26 protein-coding genes are annotated in these 22,545 nt (G+C 62.2%); 3 read left to right on the top strand and 23 right to left on the bottom strand.

What is annotated here, in order from left to right; translation table 11 throughout:
- Positions 1-215 precede the first annotated feature (215 nt).
- Positions 216-2,381, bottom strand: a complete 2,166-nt coding sequence (locus WDO70_04275; protein MEJ0062422.1) for a ComEC/Rec2 family competence protein — start codon at positions 2,379-2,381, stop codon at positions 216-218.
- A 40-nt stretch (positions 2,382-2,421) separates the two neighbouring features.
- Between WDO70_04275 and gltX the strand changes: the two genes are divergently transcribed.
- Entirely contained in the window at positions 2,422-3,804 is a 1,383-nt protein-coding gene (gltX, locus tag WDO70_04270) for a glutamate--tRNA ligase (protein ID MEJ0062421.1), read from the top strand.
- 5 nt (positions 3,805-3,809) lie between these two features.
- Here gltX and WDO70_04265 read toward each other — a convergent pair whose 3' ends face one another.
- Together WDO70_04265 and WDO70_04260 are read right to left on the bottom strand one after the other, a co-directional pair.
- Positions 3,810-4,184, bottom strand: a complete 375-nt coding sequence (locus WDO70_04265; protein MEJ0062420.1) for a hypothetical protein — start codon at positions 4,182-4,184, stop codon at positions 3,810-3,812.
- A gap of 46 nt (positions 4,185-4,230) precedes the next feature.
- On the bottom strand, positions 4,231-4,587 hold the full coding sequence (locus WDO70_04260; GenBank protein ID MEJ0062419.1) for a hypothetical protein: 357 nt from the start codon (positions 4,585-4,587) through the stop codon (positions 4,231-4,233).
- Between the two features lie 161 nt (positions 4,588-4,748).
- On the opposite strand from WDO70_04260, the gene gltA reads away from it, so the two are divergent.
- Together gltA and WDO70_04250 are read left to right on the top strand one after the other, a co-directional pair.
- Complete coding sequence (gene gltA, locus WDO70_04255; GenBank protein ID MEJ0062418.1) at positions 4,749-6,047, top strand: citrate synthase; 1,299 nt, start codon at positions 4,749-4,751, stop codon at positions 6,045-6,047.
- 2 nt (positions 6,048-6,049) lie between these two features.
- The gene (locus tag WDO70_04250; protein MEJ0062417.1) at positions 6,050-7,174 is read left to right on the top strand and encodes an acyltransferase; all 1,125 of its coding nucleotides are present in this window, start codon (positions 6,050-6,052) and stop codon (positions 7,172-7,174) included.
- Positions 7,175-7,187: 13 nt separating this feature from the next.
- Here the strand turns inward: WDO70_04250 and WDO70_04245 are convergent, their stop codons facing one another.
- From WDO70_04245 to WDO70_04150, 20 genes are all read right to left on the bottom strand, one after another.
- Positions 7,188-7,595, bottom strand: coding sequence for a holin family protein (locus WDO70_04245; GenBank protein ID MEJ0062416.1), 408 nt, complete (start codon positions 7,593-7,595; stop codon positions 7,188-7,190).
- Positions 7,592-8,092, bottom strand: coding sequence for a lysozyme (locus WDO70_04240; protein ID MEJ0062415.1), 501 nt, complete (start codon positions 8,090-8,092; stop codon positions 7,592-7,594). The genes WDO70_04245 and WDO70_04240 overlap by 4 nt, the downstream gene beginning before the upstream one ends.
- Positions 8,092-8,364, bottom strand: a complete 273-nt coding sequence (locus WDO70_04235) for a hypothetical protein (GenBank protein ID MEJ0062414.1) — start codon at positions 8,362-8,364, stop codon at positions 8,092-8,094. The genes WDO70_04240 and WDO70_04235 overlap by 1 nt, the downstream gene beginning before the upstream one ends.
- 13 nt (positions 8,365-8,377) lie before the next feature.
- Positions 8,378-8,971, bottom strand: coding sequence for a DUF2793 domain-containing protein (locus WDO70_04230; protein MEJ0062413.1), 594 nt, complete (start codon positions 8,969-8,971; stop codon positions 8,378-8,380).
- A gap of 14 nt (positions 8,972-8,985) precedes the next feature.
- Positions 8,986-12,381, bottom strand: coding sequence for a phage tail protein (locus WDO70_04225; protein ID MEJ0062412.1), 3,396 nt, complete (start codon positions 12,379-12,381; stop codon positions 8,986-8,988).
- 3 nt (positions 12,382-12,384) lie between these two features.
- Complete coding sequence (locus WDO70_04220; GenBank protein MEJ0062411.1) at positions 12,385-12,795, bottom strand: NlpC/P60 family protein; 411 nt, start codon at positions 12,793-12,795, stop codon at positions 12,385-12,387.
- Positions 12,792-13,640 (bottom strand): DUF2163 domain-containing protein, encoded by an 849-nt coding sequence (locus WDO70_04215; GenBank protein ID MEJ0062410.1) that lies wholly within the window; start codon positions 13,638-13,640, stop codon positions 12,792-12,794. The genes WDO70_04220 and WDO70_04215 overlap by 4 nt, the downstream gene beginning before the upstream one ends.
- Positions 13,640-14,266 (bottom strand): DUF2460 domain-containing protein, encoded by a 627-nt coding sequence (locus WDO70_04210; protein MEJ0062409.1) that lies wholly within the window; start codon positions 14,264-14,266, stop codon positions 13,640-13,642. The genes WDO70_04215 and WDO70_04210 overlap by 1 nt, the downstream gene beginning before the upstream one ends.
- A 9-nt stretch (positions 14,267-14,275) precedes the next feature.
- Positions 14,276-14,623: a hypothetical protein gene (locus tag WDO70_04205; GenBank protein ID MEJ0062408.1), complete on the bottom strand. Its 348-nt coding sequence runs from the start codon at positions 14,621-14,623 to the stop codon at positions 14,276-14,278.
- Positions 14,624-14,634: 11 nt separating this feature from the next.
- Positions 14,635-15,048, bottom strand: a complete 414-nt coding sequence (locus WDO70_04200) for a phage tail tube protein (protein ID MEJ0062407.1) — start codon at positions 15,046-15,048, stop codon at positions 14,635-14,637.
- Positions 15,045-15,635, bottom strand: coding sequence for a head-tail connector protein (locus WDO70_04195; protein MEJ0062406.1), 591 nt, complete (start codon positions 15,633-15,635; stop codon positions 15,045-15,047). The genes WDO70_04200 and WDO70_04195 overlap by 4 nt, the downstream gene beginning before the upstream one ends.
- Positions 15,636-15,649: 14 nt before the next feature.
- Positions 15,650-15,919, bottom strand: coding sequence for a hypothetical protein (locus WDO70_04190; GenBank protein MEJ0062405.1), 270 nt, complete (start codon positions 15,917-15,919; stop codon positions 15,650-15,652).
- Positions 15,920-15,931: 12 nt separating this feature from the next.
- Positions 15,932-17,182: a hypothetical protein gene (locus WDO70_04185; GenBank protein MEJ0062404.1), complete on the bottom strand. Its 1,251-nt coding sequence runs from the start codon at positions 17,180-17,182 to the stop codon at positions 15,932-15,934.
- A 4-nt stretch (positions 17,183-17,186) separates the two neighbouring features.
- Entirely contained in the window at positions 17,187-17,585 is a 399-nt protein-coding gene (locus WDO70_04180; protein ID MEJ0062403.1) for a hypothetical protein, read from the bottom strand.
- Positions 17,586-17,598: 13 nt separating this feature from the next.
- The gene (locus tag WDO70_04175) at positions 17,599-17,997 is read right to left on the bottom strand and encodes a hypothetical protein (protein ID MEJ0062402.1); all 399 of its coding nucleotides are present in this window, start codon (positions 17,995-17,997) and stop codon (positions 17,599-17,601) included.
- Positions 17,998-18,088: 91 nt separating this feature from the next.
- Complete coding sequence (locus tag WDO70_04170; protein MEJ0062401.1) at positions 18,089-19,321, bottom strand: phage major capsid protein; 1,233 nt, start codon at positions 19,319-19,321, stop codon at positions 18,089-18,091.
- 21 nt (positions 19,322-19,342) lie between these two features.
- A complete protein-coding gene (locus WDO70_04165; GenBank protein MEJ0062400.1) occupies positions 19,343-19,894 on the bottom strand; it encodes an HK97 family phage prohead protease in 552 nt (183 codons plus the stop codon).
- On the bottom strand, positions 19,891-21,144 hold the full coding sequence (locus tag WDO70_04160) for a phage portal protein (GenBank protein MEJ0062399.1): 1,254 nt from the start codon (positions 21,142-21,144) through the stop codon (positions 19,891-19,893). Before WDO70_04160 ends, WDO70_04165 begins: the two co-directional genes overlap by 4 nt.
- Positions 21,145-21,396: 252 nt before the next feature.
- Entirely contained in the window at positions 21,397-21,663 is a 267-nt protein-coding gene (locus WDO70_04155; GenBank protein ID MEJ0062398.1) for a hypothetical protein, read from the bottom strand.
- 15 nt (positions 21,664-21,678) lie between these two features.
- On the bottom strand, positions 21,679-22,443 hold the full coding sequence (locus WDO70_04150) for a DUF4258 domain-containing protein (protein MEJ0062397.1): 765 nt from the start codon (positions 22,441-22,443) through the stop codon (positions 21,679-21,681).
- Between the last annotated feature and the right edge of the window lie 102 nt (positions 22,444-22,545).

Genomic DNA, 22,545 nt, shown 5'->3' with positions numbered 1-22,545 from the left:
ATCGCCCTGGCGCTGATCGGCGGCAATCTGCTGGTGACGCTGCATGTCTATAGCGGCGGCGCGCCGAGCGCCCTGGTCACGGTCACGCAGGCCATGCTGGCGGCGGTGCCGGTGCTGCTGGCTGTTGACCTTGTCCGTTATGCGAGAATGCTATGGAAAGAAGAAGCCGCGGTCATGGCGAATGGGGCAGTCGCGGAGAGCGGCCGTCCGGCGGCTCATTTGTCGTCCGCCATCCATCGCCTTTCCTCCGTCCGCCATCCGGGACTCCACGGCCTCGCGCCCCAGCGGTCGCGCGCGGAAAGGATTTCCGGCGGCGCGTTCTCGCGCAACGTGATGGATGTCGCGCCATGCCGCTTGACCCATCTTCCATCGACGATCATGGCCGTCGAACCCGGGCAATTCACATGCCATAGCGGCGTGACGATCACCGCCGCCGTCATGCAATCTTCCTCCAGGGCGGCGGCGTCGAACACGAAAGCCGCCTCGCGGGTTCTCGCGGCATAGACGCAGCCGAGATCGTCGCATCGCAAAACAGAGGATGAAGGCGCGGCTGGAGAAGCCGGTTCCGCGATGTAATCCTTCAATGTAACGAATTCCCTGCCGCCTTCCCGCTGCCGCCATTGCTTCAGGATAAAATCGCGCTCGCCGCCACGCGCGGCGACGAATTTGCGTTGCTCCACGCGCGCCGCCCAATTGGCGAAATCGGGCGCGATATAAATGTCAGGCGCCGACGGAAACAGGCACAGCGCCAGTCCCGCCGCGATCGGCGCAAGCCCGAACAGCCGCCAGCGCCGCGTCCACAGGCATAACCACAGCCCTCCGGCCAAAACCAGCGCGAAAGCGTAACTCGGCAGCGCGAGCGTCAGGATCAAGGCCCCCGGCCACGCGGCGACGGCGGCGGCGATCGCCATCAGCGCGTCGATCCCCCACCCCATCAGCTTGATCGCCCACGCCTCCAGCCCGAACGGCATCAGAAAATAGGAAATGAATCCGGCGGGCATGATCCAAAAAGTCGCGAGCGGAATGCCGAGCATGTTGGCGATCACGCCGTACCAGTTGATCTGCTGGAAATTATAAAGCGCGACCGGCGCGGTCGCCACCGAGGCCAACACCGATGTCGTGGCTATGGCGGCGATATGCTCCGCGATCTTCACAGCCGCGCCCCACAACCCTATGGCTCGTCCCTGGACGCGCTCGCGGCCGATCTCCAGCCGCCGCCTGCGCCGCAATTCCTCGAAACCCGCGACCATCACGAGCACGGCGGCGAACGACATCTGAAAGCTCGCGCCGAGCAGCGCCTGCGGCGCGGCCAGCAGCAGAATGATCCCGGCAATCGCCACGGTGCGCAGCGACAGAGCGCGCCGGTCGAACAGCACCGCGATCATGATGATGCCGGTCATGATCGCCGAGCGTATCGCGGGCACCAGCATCCCGGTCAGCAGCGTATAGACGATCAGATTGACGAGCGACAATCCGGCGGCGATTTTCTTGATCGGCCAGCGCAGCGCCACATAAGGGATCAAGGCGAGCAAACTGCGCAGCCCGACATAAACAAAAGCCGCGACGATGGCGAGATGCAGGCCCGAAATGGACAGAATATGCTGCAGGCCCGACGCGCGCATATCCGCCAGCGCCGGCTTGGAAATGCCGCTTTGCGCGCCGTTCAGAAGCGCGATGGCGATCTGCGCCTGATCGCCGGAAAGAACCCGCAAGACCCGTTCCGCGATCGTCTCGCGCACGGATTCGACCCACAGCATGAAGCCGCCATCCTCTTTCGGCGGCGCGACGACGCTCAAACTGCCGCGCGCGAATCCCTGCGCGCCGATTCCGTCGAAAAACGCATGGCGGCGAAAATCGTAAGCTCCCGGCGCGACGGGTTCCTGCGGCGGGGCCAGCAGGGCATCAATGGCGACGATGCTGCCGGGCGGCGGCCATTCGGCGCTTTGATCCCGCAGCCGGATCCGAACCTGGCGCGGCGCTCCGGCCATGAGCCTGTCGATTTTCACATCGTCGAGACGCACCGAGACGCCGCTGACCGACGGCTCGATCTCGACCACCCGGCCTTCGATACGCAGCGGCCCTATCTCATGGCGCAGCATCGGATGCATCACCCGCATCGTCGCCAGCTGCGCGGCATTCCATCCCATCGCCAGCAGAAGCAGGACGACCAGCCCCGGACGCGCGGCTTTGAGAGGCGGCGCGAAGCAAAGCAGCGCAAGAAGCGGGGCCGCCGGCAGCCACCATCGCGAAGGCTCGTCCGGCCAGCTAAAATACGCCCACGCGCCGCATCCGATCAGCACCGGGGCCCATAGAAGCCACCTGCCGCGTTCCATCTGGAACTCGGCGGCGAGCCAGGCTATCTTGTCGCGAAGAAATTCCACGCTCTCTCCCCCCCGCGCATTCTAGCCCAGGCTTCGCAAAATGAAACCCATCGTCCGTTTCGCCCCCTCCCCCACCGGCTTCCTGCATATCGGCAGCGCGCGCACGGCCCTGTTCAACTGGCTGTTCGCAAGGCGGCATGGCGGGCAGTTCCTGCTGCGGATCGAGGATACCGACCGCGAGCGTTCGACCGAAGCGTCGGTGCAGACCATCCTGGACGGCATGAAATGGCTCGGCCTGGATTGGGACGGCGACGCGATCTCGCAATATGCGCGGCGCGAGCGTCATGCCGAAGTGGCGCGGGAGATGGTGGCGCGCGGCGCGGCCTATTACTGCTACGCCACGCCGGAAGAATTGGAAGAGATGCGCACGGAGCAAAAGCTCAAGGGCCTGCCGCAGCGTTATGACGGACGCTGGCGCGACCGCGATCCCGCCACCGCGCCGCCGGGCGTCAAGCCGGTCATTCGCCTGAAAGCGCCCACCGAGGGCGAAACGGTCGTCGACGATAAAGTCAAGGGCGCGGTGACGGTGCAGAACGCGCAACTCGACGACATGATCCTGCTGCGCTCGGACGGCGGGCCGACATACATGCATGCCGTCGTGGTGGACGATCATGACATGCACATCACCCATGTCATTCGCGGCGACGATCATTTCACCAATACGTTCCGCCAGGTGCAGATTTACCGCGCGATGGGATGGGACGTTCCCGTCTTCGCGCATCTGCCGATGATCCTCGGCCCGGACGGCGCCAAGCTTTCCAAGCGCCATGGCGCTCCCGCGGTTTCGGACTACCGCGACAAGGGTTATCTGCCCGAAGCGGTGTGCAATTATCTGCTGCGCCTGTGCTGGAGTCACGGCGACGACGAGATCATCGCGCGCGAACAAGCTCTGGAATGGTTCGACCTGGAGCATATCGGCCAGTCGCCCGCGCGGTTCGATTTCACCAAGCTGGATTCGGTCAATGCGCATTATCTGAAATTGCGCGATAACGCGGAACTCGCGGCCCTGGTCGCGGCGCGTCTCGGCAAAACCGAAACATCCGCGCTTGCCATTCTCACGCGTGCGATGCCGGACTTGAAACCGCGCGCCAAAACGCTGGCCGAGCTGGCGCAGGCGGCGGCGTTCTATGTCACCCCGCGTCCGCTGGCGATGGACGACAGCGCCAAGAAAATTTTGGCGGATGAAGGGAAAAACCATCTGCGCGCGCTCGCGCCGCAGATCGAGGCGCTGCCGGATTTCACCGGCGCAGCGCTGGAAGAATTATGCCGCAACCATGCGGCGGAAAAAGGGATCAAGCTCGGCGCCCTCGCCCAGCCGCTGCGCGCGGCGCTGACCGGCTCGTCCACTTCGCCGCCGATTTTCGGCGCGGCGGAATTCCTGGGGAAAGAGGAGACGCTGGGACGGATCGGGGATGTTTTATAGGGCCGTCACGCGGGGCTGAAGCGAAGCTTTCTGAATTGCCCCATAAGGCACACGGCTTCCCGGTAAGACCGGCTCTCGACCCGGGGACTCGAGGACGCAGACCAGCCCGCCGTAATATGGGGAGGCCGGTCGCCGCGAACCGGAAGCTCCGAAACCTCCAATGTCGCCGAGCCTCGTCTAACGATAAAGCCCGTGACTTCGTTCTGCTCATTGCGCTCAGGATCGGCAAGAACCTCAAAGCCGCTTCCCGTGCGGCCGAATTTGATAGACGCAAGCTTGAACAGATTATCCACCGACTCGATGATCGTCGGTGAATGCGGAACGGGTGCGAGGGCCTTGCCCTGAAACGCCGCCTCTTGTTCGCTGGCCGTTATGCTCATGCCCTATCTCCTTAATGTTCTATCGGCGGGACGGCGGGAGAAACCATCACTTGGGAGTAAAGTTTCTCATGAAATCTCCCATTATGCCAACAATGCCGAGATAAGACATTTGTCTGCGTTGCGGCATGCGCCCCGCCGACCAGCCGGCAAAGAATTCCTCGTTGGAATCGGCAAAGGGCTTGCCCACCTGCAGCGTCGCCTTGCCATGATAAACGTCGAATGATGTGATGCCATTCACGGCATTTCCGCTGGGCCTTATCGTAAAACCTTCTTCCCGCTTGAATTGGCTGGCGGCGAGCTTGAACAAATTTTCCACCGACTCGACGATGACCGGCGAATACGCATCGGGCGCGAGCGCCTTGCCCTGAAACGCCTCATTCTGATCTCTGAGTGTTACGCTCATGGTATGTCTCCTTCAAAAATCTTGTATCGGCGCAACCTATCCCAAAAAAACGAAAGTAAAAACCCAAATTGCCGCATATATGATATTTACGCGATATTAACCATAATCGCCTTATTCGTTATCATTGCTCTCGAAGTCTCTCCCGCGCACAGGATTCCATCATGGCCAAGATCAGCGGCACGGTGACGCTCACCGACGACCAGACCGGCAAAAGCTGGAAACTCGACAAGCTGGACGGCACCGTCGGGCCGCAGGTCGTCGACATCCGCAAGCTTTACGGCGATACGGGGATGTTCACCTTCGATCCCGGCTTCACCTCGACCGGAAGCTGCGAGTCCAAGATCACCTTCATCGACGGCGACAAGGGCGTCTTGCTCCATCGCGGCTATCCCATCGAGCAGCTCGCGGAGAAAAGCGATTTTCTCGAAGTCGCCTATCTGCTGCAGCATGACGAGCTGCCGGACGCCAAGCAGAAATCCGACTGGGTGCGCCACATCACCTATCACACCATGGTGCATGAGCAGCTGATCCGCTTCTACAGCGGCTTCCGCCGCGACGCGCACCCGATGGCGGTGATGTGCGGCGTGGTCGGCGCGCTGGCGGCCTTCTATCACGATTCCACGGACATCAACGACGCGGCCCAGCGCGACATCGCCTGCCACCGCCTGATCGCCAAGATGCCGACGCTCGCCGCCATGGCATACAAATACGCCGTCGGCCAGCCCTTCGTCTATCCGCAGAACAGCCTGTCCTACGCGGAAAATTTCCTCTATATGACCTTCTCGCTGCCCGCCGAGCCGTACAAGATCAACCCGATCCTGGCGAAGGCGATGGACAAGATTTTTATCCTCCATGCCGACCATGAGCAGAACGCGTCGACCTCCACCGTTCGCCTCGCAAGCTCGTCGCAGGCCAATCCTTTCGCCTGCATCGCCGCCGGGATCGCCTCGCTATGGGGTCCGGCACATGGCGGCGCCAACGAAGCCGTGCTGAAAATGCTGACCGAAATCGGCAGCCCCGACCAAATTCCCACCATCATCAAGCGCGCCAAGGACAAGGACGATTCCTTCCGCCTGATGGGCTTCGGCCACCGCGTCTATAAAAACTACGACCCGCGCGCCAAGGTGATGAAGCAAACCTGCGATGAAGTGCTCGGCGAACTCGGCATCAAGAACGATCCGCTGCTGCAGACCGCCATCGAACTGGAGCGCATCGCGCTGCAGGACGATTATTTCATTCAGAAAAAACTGTATCCGAACGTCGATTTCTATTCCGGCATCATCCTGCGCGCCATGGGATTCCCGACCAGCCTGTTCACCGTGCTGTTCGCCATCGCGCGCACCGCCGGATGGGTCGCGCACTGGCAGGAGCAATCGGCGGAACAGGCCAAGATCGGCCGCCCGCGCCAGCTTTACAGCGGCCATCCGCCCCGCGATTTCGTGCCGGTGGACAAGCGGTAGACGTGCAGGAAAAGCAGGACGGCGGCAAAATCGTTTTCGCCCATATGCTGCGCGGCGTCGCGATTTTATTCGTGCTGCTGCATCACGCGCTGATCTTTTTCTATTCCGGCCCCGGAGCGGCGCTGGACATCCTCAATATGCCGACAGCGGTGCCGCGGGACGATTGGTTCGCGCATGCGCTGGCCGCCGCCGATATGGCTCTCGCGCCGCTGCTGCTGAATCCGCGCAATTGGGGCGCGTTCGGCGTCGGACTCTTTTTCCTCGTCAGCGGCTTCGTGATTCCGTTCGCGCTCGCCCGAACCACGCGCACCGGATTTCTAGCTGGGCGCTTCTTCCGCCTGTGGCCCGCCTATGCCGCGGGACTCGGCCTCGTCATCGCCGCGCTCGCGGTGACCTCCCATGTGGCGCAGCGCCCCTTCATCCCGAATTTATGGGCGGTGGCCACGCATCTCATTTTTTCCCATGATTTGTTTCTCCGCGAGTCCTACGATCTCGTGGCATGGACGCTGGATATCGAAGTGAGATTTTATTTGATCTGCGCCTTGGCGGCGCCGCTGCTGCGGCGCGGCGATGCTATCGGCGTGGCGCTCCTGGGAGCCGTGCTGGCCGCAAGCGCGCTATTTCTGGGAGCGGATTATATCGAGGGCTGGCAGCGTCATATGATGGTGGGCCGCAGCGCCTGCCTGATCATCTTCATGCTGATCGGCACCGCGTTCAATTTCCATCATCGCGGCCTGATCCCCTCCCGGACGCTGTGCGGCCTGGTTGCGTGGCTCGCAGCGCTATTCGCGTCGGCCTATCTCATCGGCCCATGGTCGCGCGGCATCGAAGCCTATCTGGCGATATACGCGTATGCGGGGGTTACCTTCGCGCTCTGCTATGTTCTGCGCGACCGGATATCATGGCATCGCTGGCTGGGATGGCTCGCGGATATCAGCTATCCGCTCTATGTCATTCATGCGATCAATGTTTATGCCGCGATCAATCTGCTGTGCTTCTCCGGCGTCCCGCCAGTCCTGGCACTGCCGCTGGCCCTGCTCTGGGCGCTGACGGCAGCGGCACTGATTCACCGGCTGATCGAAAAGCCCGCGCATGATTTCGGCCGCAGGCTGGCACGGAGATTGTAAAACGGGGTGCATGTTATTTTGACTTCGTCTTTATTTTCTCCCAGCTTCGCCCACAAATATATCCCAACATCACCATTTCGAATAGCCGGACAATGGGTTCGGGAATCGCCGCGAGCCAGGCCTGATAGCCCTTGGTGATATCGCCCGCCGTCGCCGGACTGACGGCATAGACAATGCCCATCGGGATGGCACTGAGCAGCATCACATAGACGACATAGAGAAACGACGGCCGGGCGCGGGACGTCCATTTATCCTGGCTCTGCGCCTCGGCCAGGATCGCGGCCATGCCCGCTTTCGCCTCTTCCAGCGCCTGCTGGTTCTCGGCCTTGAGCAGATTGAGCTTGGCTTCCTCGCGCTGCTTGGGATCGGGGATGATCTTGTCCAGGATCGACGCCACCGCCGAAATAATATCCGTAATCATGATTGCCTCCCCGCTCCGTCATCCGGCCTGTTCCATAATCTCGCCTCCGCCGCGCGGCGGCGCGCGAGGCCGCCAAGCGCCTCGCCGCGCGCGCGGTTCCAGCGCGAAAGCTGCGCCGGAACCTGCTCGTACCAGCCGCGATTGAGCAGGCGAAGCAATGTCGATTGCGAGAAATTCGTCCTTCCCACATTGAAGGCAAAACACACCAGCGCGGAAAACTGGTTATCGCCGAGCGGAACCTGCGCGGATTTTTCGACATGCTGCTCGATGGGATGCAGATCATCCTCGAGCAGCAATTCGGCCTGCTCTGCCGTGATCGTCATGCCCGGCCGCGCCGCCTGCGTATGGCCATAGCCGATCGTCCATATCTTGGCGGGGCAAAGATAGGCGGTGAGGCGCAGCCCCTCGAAATCCTTGATGAGCCGCAGCCCCGCCTGGTTGATCCGCCGTGGCCCGAACGCATGCCGGGCCAAAGCGATTCCAACCGTATCGTCCATCAATCGCGCCCCAGACGCTTCTCGATATTTTTCAAAATCTCGATCTGGCTTTCCATGCGCGCCTCGATGCGCGCCAGCCGTTCGGCGATCAGGGCCTGATCGCCGCTCTGGCGGATCATCGCGGCCTCGGCCTGAACCAGGCGGCTGTCCTGAAAGCGATCCTGCTGCTCCTTGCCCGCGGCCCACCAGATCGCCGATCCCGCCTGAAGCAAAAGCGCCGCGATCAGGCCGAGCGAAATCCTCCGGTCCATCTGCCAGTTGCGCGCTTTCATGGTTTTTCCCGTATTATTGTTTGACGACTCTGACTTTCCAGCTTCCAGAAGCCAGGTCGATCGTGCCGCCGGTGCCGTTCTGCAGGCGGATGACGACGGTGTTCGCGGCGCTGACATAAGCGGTTGCAGTAACGCCTTGAAGATCGTAAGGCGCGGCGACGCGGGCGAAATCGCCGAAGGCCGCGCCGGTCACGGTAATGCCCGACGAAGTTTGCCCGGTTCCCGCGCCCATGCTGGCGGGATCCCATGTCGACGACGCCTCGAGAAACGGCGTCGCGAGATTGCTCCATGCGCTGCCGGTATGATACAGCATCCTGTTTTCGGCGCGCACCCATGCCGTCCATCCGGCGAGCGGCGTCTTGATCTTCCAGCCCGCGTACCATGCCGCGACTTTTCCGGCAAATCCGCTCCAGGCTCCCGTCGGCGACGATCCGATGATATAGGCGTCGCCGGTGGCGGGCGAACCCGGCGGCGCGTTCGTCGTCCTGTCGATGACGGACAATTTCGCCAGCGCGTCGAGATCGTTCAGCGCGTCATTATGCGTGACTTCCTTCTGCGCCTGCCCGGCCGCGATGTAGGCCATCGCAAGATTGGGGGTATTGGTCATGGTGTTTTCTCCTGTTAAATAACGCCGAGCGCCGCCGCGCCGCGCCCATAGCGCGGACTGACCTGATACACGCGCACCCGGTAACTGGCCGGAACGATGGCGAAGTCGGCGCTCTGCTGCGCGGCGGTATAAACGTAGCTTGCCGCCGTCAGGCCGCTGACCGCGCGCTTCAAAATGTCGCCGCTGTCGTAAATTTCCAGATCGTACAATTCCTGAGCCTCGTCGAGCGGCACGTCGATCAAATCCGTCCATTCGGCATTCAGCCGGGCGCGGCGCACCCAGCCGAGCGCAAGATCGCTGCCCGTTCCTGACGCCCGCGCTCCTTGAAGCTGCGCGGGCGATAACGGCCGCCAAATGCGCAAATCGCTGGTGAAATTCGTATCCAGCACGCCGCCGAGACTCTGCCCCGCCGTCAGCGCGCGATACTGATAGCCCCGCCCCCTGTCTTCCGCGCGCAACGGCAGAAGGTGCATCGCGGCGCTATTCAGCATGATGAAATTCTCGCCAACCTGATGCGCGGCGATGGCGTCTTCGGTTCCGCGCCGTCCGCGCAAAAAATCGGTCAGGCGGTAATAGCCCGGCCCCAGCAGAGTCGCAGTACGAAATTGGATGATCTCGCCGCCGAGCAAAGCCGCGTTCGCGCCGTTCAGCAATTCCGGATCGCCGCAGCTCGCCAGAGTCCCGCGGATCAGCTGCACATCGACGCTGCCAACGCGATCCATATAATCCGCCGCCTGCGCGGCAAGCGCGGTCAGCGCCATTCCCGCCGTCGCCGCCACCTGGAAGGAATCGACCGAAGCGTAAGTCACGCCGTCGCCGGCGCGCCACAATGATCCGCCGCGCCAGCCCGGCGCGGCGCTGACGGCGGCGTAAATGCCGGGCTGATCGCTCGCGTTCAGCGGCGGCAGATCCATAAGATACAGGATGCTGTCGGCGGCCTCCCTGGCGGGCGCGTTGATATTGCCGATATCGGCTTTCGCCGCGCTGGCATTCGCGGGCGCGTAGTTATTGATGGCGTCGCATTGCATCAATCCGCCCGATTGATGCACGGAGGTCAGCCGGAAGCTGCGCTGCCCGGCCTGCACCACGTCGCCGGGATCGAGAAACAGATAGCGGCGCGAGAGCGTCATGCGCGCCTGTTCCCTCTCCGCCCATGCGGCATAGAGCCGGGCCTCGGCGATTTGCTTGGCCCGGTCGGCGCTGCATATGACCGGCATCGCGAGCTTGCCGCGCGCGGTCGCCGCCGAAGCGATGCGGCGCGAGCGGACGCTGCCGATCTCGAAATCGCGCGCCGGATCGATATAATCGACCGATATCTCAAGCGGAAGGTCGAGCTCCTGCTTGCGCGTGATCGTCAGCGGCGGCGGCGCGCGGCTGGCATCCTTGGCGGCCCCAAGCTCGCCATCCTCCAGCGCCGCGTCGATATCGCCGTGTCGTGCGACCGCCTTGAGCCTGTCGTCGCTTTCGATCAGATCGAAGGCGCCGTAAAGCCTGAGCGGCTCCAGCGCCGCGCGCGCCGTGAGCGGCGGCTGCAGGACGTATCCCGTCACGCGAATGGGCGCGAGAACGTCAAGCGCACTATCGCCCGGAGCGTAACCGGCTTGCGCCAGGATATCGGCGACGATGTTCTGCAGGCTATCGCCGCCCGCATACCGGCTGATGATGCGCAGCTCCGAGAAGTCGAGGCCGAAACTGTCTCCGCCTTGAATCAGAATCCGGTTGTAATCGATCACCATCGGCATGAAGTGCGTGCTGCCGAAGGCTTCGCCGCCTTCGACCGGCACGCTGTCGGTCGCGAGGGTGAAACTTCCGGCTCCGAGCGCGATTTCGGACAGCCGGTATTGCCCGTCGAAAATCGATTTCTGCAGCAGCAGGATATGCCCTCCGAACCGGCAAGGCGAGACATACGTGCTGATCGCCGCCAACGTCACGACCTGCCAGTTGCGCGTGACCACGACCCCCGAAGCCGTGGGCATGAAGCTCATGACATGCACGCGGTCGGTCTTGGCGAAGCAGAACAGGAATTCTCCCGGCCCTATCGGAATAATGTCCGCGTGATTCAAACTATTGGCGGGCACCGAAGCGCTGAGCGTATAAGGCGCGCCGCAGACAAGGCCTCCCGCCCCCCAGCGCATATGGCAAAGATAAAGCGTCGATGGGCTTATCCACGTATTGCCGGCGCAATAGAGCAGCCCGCCCTGCAAGAGAATGAATTGCGCCGTACCGACTGTGGCGCGGCTGCCCGCCGAACCCGCGCCCCATACGCCGCGAAACCCAAGGGATACGATAGTAAGGCCAGCGCGGGCGAAAATCTGCACCCCCAGCTGGCTGCCGTCATGATCCGAAACCACGAAACGCAGCGCGTCTAGCCAGGCGACGGATTTGACGAAGTTTTTCATCGTGACTTGCGCCACCGGCCCGAATTGCCGCGCCTGCGTATCGTAAATCGCCAGCGACACGAGGGTATTCGGCACCATGTCGGTCAGGGCGATGATCGCGGCGTAGCGTCCGTCGGGAGATAATGACCAGCTTACGACGCCGACGATGGCGTCGATGGAGAAATCCGCGGAAACAACGCGGGCAAGCTCGCCGGGCGCTTCGTCTCCCAGCGCGCAGGTCGTGACGATGAAGGCGGCATCGCTTCCCGCCGCCGTGGCATTGCGCATTCCCGCGACGATCGCCTGGTTCGCGCGCCGCGCATCGCCGCTGATGACAAGCGGCGGCGTCCCGCCATGCGTGGCAAGGCCGGTTTGCGTATTTTGCAAATCCGGCACGACATTCTCGGCGGCCAATGGCGCGGCGGACGCGCTTCCCGCCGTCACCTCGAAGCTTAGATTCGGCAGCCGGCTGCCGAAATCGGCAAGCTGCATATTCTCGAAGACGATCACGGCGGTGCCGCGATAGGCGGGAACATTTCCCGCGCCCAGCGCCGCTTCCATCACCGGATCGGGATTCTGCATTTGATCGCCGGGATAGAAATTGACGCTGGCGGCAAGACCGGCCTTCCAGTTCAGCCCGTCATAGATTTGCTTGCCATCGGCCCAGGCCGCCGTAATCTGGCCGATAGGCCCCTTGCCGATCGCCACGGCGCAATTGACGCTATAGCTATAGCGCCTGGACGAAGCGCCGCCGGTTCCACCTTTGCCGCCGGCATCCTCCTCATGGACGGTTTCGATAAGATCGCTCGACCAGATGACTTGCCCGGCGATGCGCGCGCGGCCATAGATGATGGGAATGCCCGCGCCGTAGCGCGAATCCTGCACTTTGAGGTTTTCGAGACGAGGCCCCTCGCTCTTGCGCGCGCCGAATCCAAATTGCCGATCGATAGCGCCTCCGGCGAGCTTGCCGAGAATGCCGCCGACCCCCGGCAAAACGGCGTTGCCCGCGGCGCTGAGAACGATGGAAGCCATGATTTACCCGCCGAAACGATAAGAAGCGATAAGACGGCGCCGCCATGGCGCGCTCAGAAAAGTTTCGATCACCTTCCCGGCAGGCGCGTAAGCGTGAATGATCCGGTCCGGCGAAGCGGCCAGCGCGACATGCTGCGGCGCGCCGTCGAAAGCGAACAGCAGCGCATCGCCCGCCACGATGTCCGCGACGACGGACGCTCCATGCGCGGCCAAAGCTTCGGCAAGGCTCGCGCCGTCGGGACGGCGGCTATAATCCTGCCGATCATTCACCGTCATGCCCGCCGCCCGCAGCGCGACGATCACAAGGCCGATGCAATCGAGTCCCGTTCCCGGCAACCGCCCCTGATGATGAAACGGCGTGCCGATGCAGCCGCGCGCCGCCGCGATCATGGCTGTAACCTGCGCTTCGGTCATGGCTTGCCGTCGGGATATTGCAGGATTTTATCGACGCCCGGCATATGCGGAAAACCGCCGAAATTCGCCAGATTGCCGAACTTATCCTTGCAGGTGGCAAGCCGCTTGTCGCAACCCGCATAAACCGTATAGGCGTCGCCCACCGCTATCGGATTCGGCAGCGGAAGCCATAAGACGAACTGACTCAGCGTCGCGTCCCATTTCTTGACCTCGACCGCAAGGCCGCTATTCGCGCCGGTCGTCCATTGCAGTTTTCCGTGATCGAAAAGACCGTCCGCTTCGGCGCGCGACGCGTCGAGGAAATTAGCGGTGTCAATCACCGTTGTCACGGCCCCTGTCACCGTGAGCGGCGCGAGAGCGACCGCGCAGTGCACGTCGCCGAGATCGTGACGGCATTCCGCCGTATAATAATCGCCGAATTCGCGAGGCAGCAGGTCGTGCAGCCCGCGCAATTCCGCCGTATAACGCTCGCCCGCCAGCGTCACTTCACCCAGCCATCCGCGCCGCAATTGCAGCGCGCCCTGGCCGAGATCGGCCCAATTGCAGACATACACATCGGCCCGCGCATGGTCGTATCTGCCCGCCGCGAGATCGGCGGCGGTGATGTCGTTCCCCGTGATGCCGCCGATCTCGAGATTATCGGCCGCGAGCTTGCTGGTGCTGGCGATGGCCGAGGGGCTGAACGCGCCGTCGGCCTTATAGGTCACGCCATCGAGAACGATATCGCGGTCGTGATTGGTGAAGCCGCGTACCGTGCCGTCGCGGCGCGTGATCTTGACGAGATAGCTCAACGTCGCCAGCTCGCCCGCGAGATGCTCTTGCAAGGCAGGAGAAAGGGTTTTCATCAGACTCTGATTTCGATGATGGGAATGTCGGTGCGGAAAGACGTGAAATCCTCGGCGGCAAGCGAAAGGGCGTCCGTATCGAACCGCACCGGCACGTCGAATACATAGCCCGCGGTGATCGTCGCGGCGTTCGCGGGCGCTACGGCGAAACTGACGATCCCGGTCGTGACATCGACACTCCAGCCGCTCACGACCTGCGCGCCGTTCACGCCGATCGTCACCGACCCGGCCACGGGCTTGCGGATCAAGCGCCGGTGCGTCACCCCGCCGCTCGTATAAATTTTAACGAGCTGGAATTGCGTCGCCACGCCGTCGCCAACGGCAACCGCCTGATTGCTCCACAGCGGCGCGCCGACGCCGTTCGCCGCGCTGGTGAAATCCGCCCAGTCTTTCAGGCGGAATCCGCGTGCGCGCCCGGCTCTGGCATGAAAGAACGCCAGAAGAGCGGCGGCATCGTCGGCGGAGCGCAATCCCGTGCGCGCATCGTAACGGCGGCGCGCCTGGCTCCAATTCTGGTTGCGCCTTTCGTAGCCGCCGTCGATCGCGACGATCTCGGTCGCGAAAGACGGCCCGCCGCGCGCGCCGAAGCCTATGCGCAACGGTAACTGCGTTTCATCGAAACTCATATTTTCATCCTAAAAAAGGTCTTCCGCCTGGCCGATCCAATCGCCGAACAGGGACGCCACTTGCGATCGGCTGGGCTGAAAGTCGTAAGCGCCGCCTGAATCGAACAGTCCGGAGAGCGCGCCAGCCGTTTCGCCGCCCAGCGCCGCGCCGAATTGCTGCAGAGGCTGCACCGCGAGTTTCGCAAGCAACGTGCGCGTCAATCTCTGCTCAAGCTGATCGACGATGCTCTGCATATCGGCGGCAGGAAATAATGCGCGGTCGACCTGCGACCAGGAATCGTTCTCGCGCGGCTGACGCATCATCCGCGCGCGCGGCGCTCTGCGGCGCGGCGGCTTGTAAAATCGAACGCTTGGCATGATTTATCCTTCTATCCGGCCGTCCCATGGGTCAGCGCCGCGGCGGATTCCAGAACCAGGCTGTAACTCTGCTCGCCTTCGGCGCCGCCTTGCGCCTCCAGGCGGGCGATCTGAAACAACCCGTGCAAATAATCGCCGTTATCATATTCGACGCGATAGGCGTCCGCGGTGCGGCCTATGGCGCGCGCCATCAGCGTCGAACCTTGCACGGCCCCCTCCAGCCGCCCTTCGGCCTCGATCCGCACCCGCGCCGGACCCGCGCCGGGAAGCAATTCTCGCCAGCCGCCCGCGCTGTCGCGGTCGGTCACATCCACCGGCGCGGCGATGACGCTCAGCGTGGTCTGCCGCATCGCCGCGATGACCGGCGCATCCGCAGCCGTGCCGTCCCGCAGCAGTAAATTCCTCCCCGGTCTCGCCGCCGTCATGACAGCGACCGCACGACATAGGGAGCCAGCAGCGCCTGCACGCCATAGGGAATCTCATGCAGCGTCGCGCCGCCCGCGCCGCGATGCTCATACCAATGAGCCGCGAGCTGGCGTATGGCCGCCTTGATCGGCTCCGGCACCAGCGCGGCGCTCGCATAGCCCGCCGTGAAATCGATCCGGATCGCTTGCACTGCGCGGGACGTGCCGGGCCATGCCTGATCATAGGGCAGCGCGAGCCGTCCCGGCTGCGCGGCGGCATCGACCTGGTAATTCGCGCCGGACCAGGTGTCGAAACTGCCGTCCCGCTTGTATAGCCGCACTTCGCTCACCGCCTGAAGCGGCGCGCGCGGCAATTCGACCCATTGAATGCAACGATCCTCCCGCATCGGCCACGCATCGAGCCATAACCGCCAGCTCTGCGTCATCATCGCCCTTCCGGTGAATTGCTCGGTCCATTGCCGCGCCGCCGCGATGAAATTCGTCAGCAAAGCGTCATCGGCAGAGGTTTCAATCCGCGCATGGCTCTTGATTTCGGCCAGGGTGACGGGTTCGGCGGCTGGAGCGGCCGCCAGTTCAAGCGATTGCATGATATATCCTTGTGTTATTCCCAAACGCCGAACAGCTTCACGCACATGTAAGCATCGGCAGGCTGGCATTCCTGCGGCAACGGCAATGCGCAAGGACTTCGGATCGCGGCGTAGAAGATGCCCGCGTCTCCATAAACCGCGCCGGTCGGAGAACCTTCCTCATCCAGTTCGGCGACACCGCCTTCGCGGACGCCGAGAACGGAGCATTCCGTTCCGCATGCGGCAATGCTCTCTTCCAAAGCGGCTCTATCCGCGCCGCTCCAATAATGATCGATATAGCTCATAGGCACCTCGTGTTAAATCGTTCTCGCGTTGAGTTGCGCTTGCGTCAGAGGAATGTTGTAGAAATCGAATTGCTTGATCCAGCCGTTCCAGGCCGCGTCGCCGCCGCCCAGATTCAGCGTCGTCACCGCCGGGCTTGCGAAACTCGCGCCGCTCGCGCCCGACTGGCCGTTGCGCGACGACAGGAACGAGCCGGGCGCGAAACCCATGCCCCATTTGACATCGGTTTCCGCGGCTTCGGCGCTGATCGATCCAAACGACGTATCGAACACCGTCGATCCTCCCGATTTCAGCATTCCGTACATGCGCGGCGGACTTCCCATCGCCGCATGCAGTCCGAAACGATTGCCGGAGGTGCCGTCATCCATCGACAAAAGCCACGGCGTTCCTGACGTTCCGGCATATTGCATCGATCCTTTAAGAATAATCGCTCCCGACGCACCATTGTATCCGAGCGCCGATACCGGCATCGTGCAAATATCCGCCGCCCGCGTCGCCGCCGAGCCGGCCGTCACGATGGCGCTCGTCATCAGCGCGGATTTCTCCAGCTGCGGCTGATAGAAGCGGAACGTAACGTCGATCGCCTGGCCGCTGGTAACGGTGAAATTAATCAAAGGCTGCAGGAAAGCCGTCGACACGTTCGAGAGAGTCCTCGTCAGGGCATAGCGCTTCAACGTCGACGTCGGCGCGCAGGCGTTCGATCCGCCGGTCACATAAGCCAACGATGAATTAAATTCGTTCATGCTTACGGACAGAGATGATATGTTCGCCAGCGTGCCCCCGGCCAGACGCACATACGCGCTGAGCGTCCATATATCATTTTGGGCGGCCGCTATGCTGGAGGCGAATTCAAAAGACAGGTAACATTGGCCGGTGGCGCCCGGCGCGCCCTGAAACCGCACGTCGATATAGGGCATGCCGTATTCGGTTCCCGTTCCGGCGACGGAATGCGTCACGCCGGCCGGCGCCGATTTCGCCATGTTCGTCGGCATGGATCCCGGCGCGCCCACCGACGCGCCCGCCAGCGCACTGTTGCGAATGACATTGGTCGATTGCCCCTCCATCAGCAAGCCGCGCGCCGCGCCCGATACCGGATCGTAATCGAAGCGCGGCGCATTGCTCGATGCGCTTTGCAGCGCGCCCGACGCGTTGAAATAATTCGCCGCGCTGGCGCGGGTGAAGGAAAATGCCGGAGGCAATCCCTGCAACAGCACGGCCTGATAGGCCGGACGCAGCCGCCGCCTTAAGATCACGGGCACGCTCATATCGTCATACTCCCGTTGCCCGCAGCAAAAGCGTCAGCGTGCGGTCGGCACCCTGATTGACGGCGGATGCCGACGCGCCGGAGCGTATCTTGATCCACGGAACCGTCACCCAATCGGCCAGGTCGAGCAGATAGGCTTTGCCCGCCGAAACCGTCATGGTCACTTCATTGTCGTTCTTGTCGCGCAAGTCGAAAAAACTCGTCCCGTCCGCGCTCACCTGGAAAGTGAGGCCGGCGGCGGTCCATGCGGCGGGCATGACGATCCCGCCGAGCCTCATGCCGAGTTTTTGCGAGACGGCCTGGCCCGCCTCCGCGACGCCGGAGATCGCGTCGAGATTCAGCGCGCCCGTGATCGACGCGCCGCTGCTTATGGTCGCTGTTGCGTAGTTACCGTGACGGCTCATGCGTTCCTCCTGTTTATGCGAGTGGCGAGCGATGCGCTTTGCCGCGCAGGACCAGCGCTTCGCTCAGAGCGCCGCTGGTCGCGCCGCTGACCGTCATCACGGCCCGGACGTAACGGCGCCCGCCGATGAATCCAGCCCTCTGCATGGTATTCGCGCCCGCGCCGCTGCTGACCGCCGTGAAGCTGCCGTTCAAATCGGCGGCGGCCGCATTGGTGAAGTTCGTGCCGTCGTCGGAATACTGCACCGAAGGCGTGTGAGCGCCATCGGTATAGGCGCCGAAGCTGACGACGATCATGGCGCTGTCATAGCCGCGCAAATCGACCGTCGCGCCGTTGAGGGTGCCGTTGGTGCGCGCGGCAGGCACGAGACTCTGCGCCGCGTCGACGTTATCGTTAAGATCGCGTGTGGTCATGGATGGTCTCCTTGTTGGAAATAAATCCGTTGCGGGAAGCTTGTCATTCCGGAGCACGCGAAGCGTGAGGCCGGAATGACAATGTTCAGTGTTACGTTGCCGAGAAGCGTAGGAACTTGATCGCTTCGAAATTCGTCACGTCGCCGCCGACACGTTTGTTGCAGCGGAAGCGGACGAAAGGCGCCGCGGTATAGGGATCGCGCAGGATGCGGATGCCCATCCGGTCGACGATGGTATAGCCCTCGGCGAAATTGCCGAACGCGACCGACAGCGAGCTTGCCGCCGGGGCGGGCATATCCTCGGCCAGGATGATCGGAAAGCCGAGCAGCATCGCCGGCGTTCCCGCCTGCAGTCCCGGCTGCCAGATATAGGCGCTGGTGCTATTTTCCTTGAAGCGGCGGATTTGCTCGGCGACCGAGCGCGGCATCAGCCACACCGCGCCCGGCATATAGCCCACCCGCAATTTATGCATCAGCGTGATGAGCAGATCGGCCGGGTTCGACGCCGGAAACGCGCCGTCCGCGCCGGTGATGACATGCTCCAGAACGCCCCATGAGCGGCTGTTGTCTCCGGTCGCCGCCGTCGCATAGCTGGCGAAGCCGCGCGGCTGCGTCACGCCGTCGCCGACGACGAAAGCGTTGCTTTCGCGGCGCGCGAATTTATCCGCCACCTTGTTGACCAGCCAGTCCTCGACATTGATGACGGCGTCGTCGAGCAGTTTCTGCGTCGCGCGCGGCTGGGCGTACAGCTCATGCGCCGGGATGCGGATGCGCCCAAGCGTTCCTTCGGCGGTATCGCTGCGCGCCGCGAGCTCCGACGCCCACACGGCGTCCGGCTCGTTGGTATCGCGCAGCATTTCGATCGCTTCCGAGGTCACGCTCATCACGGTGGCGAGGCTGCGCATCGGCGTCGTATCGAACTGTCGCTTAACGATCCGGTCCGACATCTCCGCCGGCACCATATAACCGCCGGCGGGATCGCTGATGACATTGAGGTCCTTGGTCTGCAGGCTCGCCATGTCCTGCTCGACGCCCTTGGTGATATAGCGCATGAAGCCTTGCTTGTATTCGCCGTCCGCGCCGTCGTCGATCTTGCCCTGGCTGCCGCCGAGCGCGGGACGCCGCATGGCCGTTTTCACCTGGCTGACCTCGTCTTGCAATTTGGTCATGCCGCTGTCGAGACGGCTGAGCTTGTCGGTCAGCAGAACGTCGCTGCTGCCGCGCCGTTCCAGTTCGGCCAGCCGCTGGTCGTTCACCATCTTGTATTCCTCGAAGGCGCTGCCGAGCGTCTCCGACGCTTTTCTTACTTCCATAGAGTCGATCATGTTCATTCTCCTGTTGTGGTTCTAGATATGGGTTCTCAATGCTTCCGCCGCCCGGTAGAGCGGCGCGACGATGGCGCGGGTTGCATTGCCGGATACGGGCAGCGGCGTTTTGACCCGCGTCACGCGAGCCGCGTCGTTCGCCGGAAACGTCACCAGCGAAATTTCGAACAGATCGATATCGAGCAATGTCCGCAATTTTCGCCTGGCATCGGCCCGCGCCGCCGCCACGCGATAGCCGATGGAAAGCCCGGTCACCGCCCCCATCTTGAGCAGTTCGTAAGCTTCCGATCCCCGCTGCGTCCTGAGCGCCAGCCGCCCCTCGACGGCAAGCCCTTCCTTGTCTTCGGTCAGGCCGAGCCAGACGCCGACCGGCAAGGTCGCGTCATGCATCCACAGCATCGCGGGCATCCGCGCCTCGGCGCGCCAATTCGCGAGCGTGCGGCGGAACGCGCCGGGCGCGACCGCTTCGTCATGAGAGTCGATTTTATTGAAAACGCTGGCATAGCCGTAAAAAAGGCCGTCGGCGCCGTAATTCTTGATTTCAAGCGGCGTGGTGAAATGACGCACGGTCATGGGGAACCTCGTTCGGTTATCGATGAAGACGATGGCGCAGAGAGGGGCGCGGCGCTGAATACCAGACGGTCGCCGTCGGCGAGCGGGCCGTATCCGGCGGCGTCGCGCTTTTCGTTGATGGTCAGGAAATCGACGCGCTGAAGCTTTTCCCAGACCGCCTCGCGGCGCTGCGCCAGCGCGCTGACTTCGTCGAGATCGAGATCGAGAACCAGACCGTCGCCGAACATCGGCGCGATCCAGTGATTGAACGAAGCGACGAAGCGCATCGCGAGCGGCAATACCGTCTCTTCATAGAACGCCAGCCGCGCTTCCTTGATATTGGCGTAGGTCTGCGCGTCCGGCAGTCCTACGAGCTGGGACGGCACGCCGAAAGCCAGGGCGATATCCCGCGCCGCGGCGTCGCGGCCCTTCAGCCAGTCCATATCCTGGGGGCTGAGGCTCATCGGCCGCCAGTCTAGGCCGCCTTCGAGCAACATGGGCTTTCCGGCATTGCGCGCGCCCTGATAATATTCGTCGAGCTGATCTTTCAGCCGCCGCACCTGCTCCTCGGACAAATGCGCCGGGCCTTCCTTCGGCGCGAAAACCAAAGCGCCGGAAGGACGCGCGCCATTGTTCAGCAGCGCCTGGTTCCATCCGCCGGCGGCATTATGCTGATCGATGGCGAGCAAGGCCGCTTCCAGCGGCGCGAGCCCGTACCAGTCGTCGAGCGGATGATAATGCCTGACATGCAGGATATTGCTGGCGCCGGTCAGAGGATCGGCGTTCCAGCGCATCGTCTGGCCCCCGGCCTGATATTCATAGCCCTGCGGAAAGCCGGTCGGCCCCGGCACCACCCGCATCCTGTCGGAACGCAGCGGGTATAATTCGCGCGGCGCGCCGCTATCGGGGCGCACCGCCTCGATATACACATTGCCCGCGATCTGGTATGCCGCGAAAAGATTCTCGCGGAAACTGACGCCGTCCATCAGCGGATTGGGCTGCTCCAAAATCTGCAACAGGGGATGCGATGTCAGTTCCCTCCCCTCGCCGTCATATAGCAGCCATGGAATCTGCGCGGCGGCGCCGGCGACCATGCTGATACAGCGATACGCGACGACATTCTTGCGAAAGCCTTCCTCCGCCAGCGCGTCATAGCGGCGCGGCGTCCATTTCGCCCGGCCGATCTGGCTCCAGGCGATCAGGGGTCCGGCCGCGCTGGACTTCACGGCGGGTTGCTTCGCAAGCCCGCCGAGCCAATTGCGTAATGCCATGTGTGATCCTTATGGATGTGAGAAATCGCTCTCCGCCCCCGGTTCGACGAGGCAGAGGAAATATCCCTCCCTTACGGGAAGACAACTTATGTTCAGAAAATTATCGGCCAATAAAAAATCCGCCGGATGCGTCATCGCGGCGGATCTATTCGGCTCGGCAGATTTCGGGCGCAAGCCCTCTGGGGATTGTCAATATCTCAAGACGAAGGCAAAGTCAAGGGATATTTCCCAGATGTAGAATTTTTCTGCGTCCTACAAAAGATTTTGCGCGATGCGCCGGAAAGCGGGGATACGCTTTTCGATATCATCGTTTGAAAGCTCAAAATATTTTGCCCATACCAAGGAAATAACGGCAATGACGTTGGCCTCGGTCAATCGATCCTTGCTCAATGTGGTCAAAGCCGCCGTTATGTCCTTTGCTTCAGGAAAATATTCGTCATCTGGCGCACCAAGCGCAAGCAACCCCTCGATGTCTTCAGCGAAGAGCGCCGATTCTACATTGGAAAGTGATATGGTCATAGTCGCGAATCCCACTTAATGGTGATATGTTGTGATAATTTTACCCGCATTTCTACCGACCGTCTCAATAATCACCGTAACGCCATTCGAACCTTTGTGGATTAGCACGGGGGTACCATATTTACCTGTTCTTGTAATCACTTGGTTTTGCAGCTTTGCTGTTCGTACCGCCTCTTGAATCTGACTATCGGCAATGCCGCGTTGAGCCAATCTTTTTGCACCATGTTCTGTCAACATGGAATTTTCTGTCTCCCTCGCCTGCAATATTCTGGCAGCGCGCAATGCTTCTCTCGCCGTGACGATGGCTTCCCCTCCTAACGATAAAGCCAAGGCCCCTTCTATCGGATAAACCGGCTCCAACCCCGGCTCATCCGGCACCAGGACGCGGCGAGGATTCGGCTCGTTGGTCCAATCGTAGACCTGGCCCGGCGGCGCGGGTGCTTCCTCTGGCTTGCCGCCTCCTGTCGGCCCGCCACCTCCGCCGCCCCCATCCGTCCATTGCCCACCATCGGGACTGCCAGCAGGAACGCGCGGCTGGCCGGGGCTGAACTTAGGTTTGAATTTATGCCTGCATCGATATTTGCAGAAGACTTCGAGAGAAGACGTGGCCTGCACGATCTCCAGCAGGATCGGCGGCACATGACCGCTTCTGATATAATGGCTGAAAGCCAAATTGTCGGCGCTTCTATGCACCTCTCTGAGACTCTCTTCGAGCATCAGCACGCCCCTGCTGGATGAAACGAAATTCGCTGCGATAAAAAAATCCGCCGGATGCATCATCGCGGCGGATTTATTCGGCTCGGCAGATTTTGGGCGCAAGCCCTCTGGGGATTGTCAATATCTCAAGACAAAGACAAAATCAAGGGATATTTCCCACCATCG

The sequence above is a fragment of the Alphaproteobacteria bacterium genome (genome assembly GCA_037200005.1).
Taxonomy (GTDB): domain Bacteria; phylum Pseudomonadota; class Alphaproteobacteria; order UBA9219; family RFNS01; genus JBBCGY01.
This window is presented reverse-complemented; position numbering and strand designations above follow the sequence as displayed.

Bases quoted from the DNA above. Each gene is read 5' to 3' on its own strand.
- gltX (MEJ0062421.1), top strand. From the start codon at position 2,422: ATGAAACCCATCGTCCGTTTCGCCCCCTCCCCCACCGGCTTCCTGCAT.
- WDO70_04265 (MEJ0062420.1), bottom strand. From the start codon at position 4,184: ATGAGCATAACGGCCAGCGAACAAGAGGCGGCGTTTCAGGGCAAGGCC.
- WDO70_04260 (MEJ0062419.1), bottom strand. From the start codon at position 4,587: ATGAGCGTAACACTCAGAGATCAGAATGAGGCGTTTCAGGGCAAGGCG.
- gltA (MEJ0062418.1), top strand. From the start codon at position 4,749: ATGGCCAAGATCAGCGGCACGGTGACGCTCACCGACGACCAGACCGGC.
- WDO70_04245 (MEJ0062416.1), bottom strand. From the start codon at position 7,595: ATGATTACGGATATTATTTCGGCGGTGGCGTCGATCCTGGACAAGATC.
- WDO70_04240 (MEJ0062415.1), bottom strand. From the start codon at position 8,092: ATGGACGATACGGTTGGAATCGCTTTGGCCCGGCATGCGTTCGGGCCA.
- WDO70_04235 (MEJ0062414.1), bottom strand. From the start codon at position 8,364: ATGAAAGCGCGCAACTGGCAGATGGACCGGAGGATTTCGCTCGGCCTG.
- WDO70_04230 (MEJ0062413.1), bottom strand. From the start codon at position 8,971: ATGACCAATACCCCCAATCTTGCGATGGCCTACATCGCGGCCGGGCAG.
- WDO70_04225 (MEJ0062412.1), bottom strand. From the start codon at position 12,381: ATGGCTTCCATCGTTCTCAGCGCCGCGGGCAACGCCGTTTTGCCGGGG.
- WDO70_04220 (MEJ0062411.1), bottom strand. From the start codon at position 12,795: ATGACCGAAGCGCAGGTTACAGCCATGATCGCGGCGGCGCGCGGCTGC.
- WDO70_04215 (MEJ0062410.1), bottom strand. From the start codon at position 13,640: ATGAAAACCCTTTCTCCTGCCTTGCAAGAGCATCTCGCGGGCGAGCTG.
- WDO70_04210 (MEJ0062409.1), bottom strand. From the start codon at position 14,266: ATGAGTTTCGATGAAACGCAGTTACCGTTGCGCATAGGCTTCGGCGCG.
- WDO70_04205 (MEJ0062408.1), bottom strand. From the start codon at position 14,623: ATGCCAAGCGTTCGATTTTACAAGCCGCCGCGCCGCAGAGCGCCGCGC.
- WDO70_04200 (MEJ0062407.1), bottom strand. From the start codon at position 15,048: ATGACGGCGGCGAGACCGGGGAGGAATTTACTGCTGCGGGACGGCACG.
- WDO70_04195 (MEJ0062406.1), bottom strand. From the start codon at position 15,635: ATGCAATCGCTTGAACTGGCGGCCGCTCCAGCCGCCGAACCCGTCACC.
- WDO70_04190 (MEJ0062405.1), bottom strand. From the start codon at position 15,919: ATGAGCTATATCGATCATTATTGGAGCGGCGCGGATAGAGCCGCTTTG.
- WDO70_04185 (MEJ0062404.1), bottom strand. From the start codon at position 17,182: ATGAGCGTGCCCGTGATCTTAAGGCGGCGGCTGCGTCCGGCCTATCAG.
- WDO70_04180 (MEJ0062403.1), bottom strand. From the start codon at position 17,585: ATGAGCCGTCACGGTAACTACGCAACAGCGACCATAAGCAGCGGCGCG.
- WDO70_04175 (MEJ0062402.1), bottom strand. From the start codon at position 17,997: ATGACCACACGCGATCTTAACGATAACGTCGACGCGGCGCAGAGTCTC.
- WDO70_04170 (MEJ0062401.1), bottom strand. From the start codon at position 19,321: ATGATCGACTCTATGGAAGTAAGAAAAGCGTCGGAGACGCTCGGCAGC.
- WDO70_04165 (MEJ0062400.1), bottom strand. From the start codon at position 19,894: ATGACCGTGCGTCATTTCACCACGCCGCTTGAAATCAAGAATTACGGC.
- WDO70_04160 (MEJ0062399.1), bottom strand. From the start codon at position 21,144: ATGGCATTACGCAATTGGCTCGGCGGGCTTGCGAAGCAACCCGCCGTG.
- WDO70_04155 (MEJ0062398.1), bottom strand. From the start codon at position 21,663: ATGACCATATCACTTTCCAATGTAGAATCGGCGCTCTTCGCTGAAGAC.
- WDO70_04150 (MEJ0062397.1), bottom strand. From the start codon at position 22,443: ATGATGCATCCGGCGGATTTTTTTATCGCAGCGAATTTCGTTTCATCC.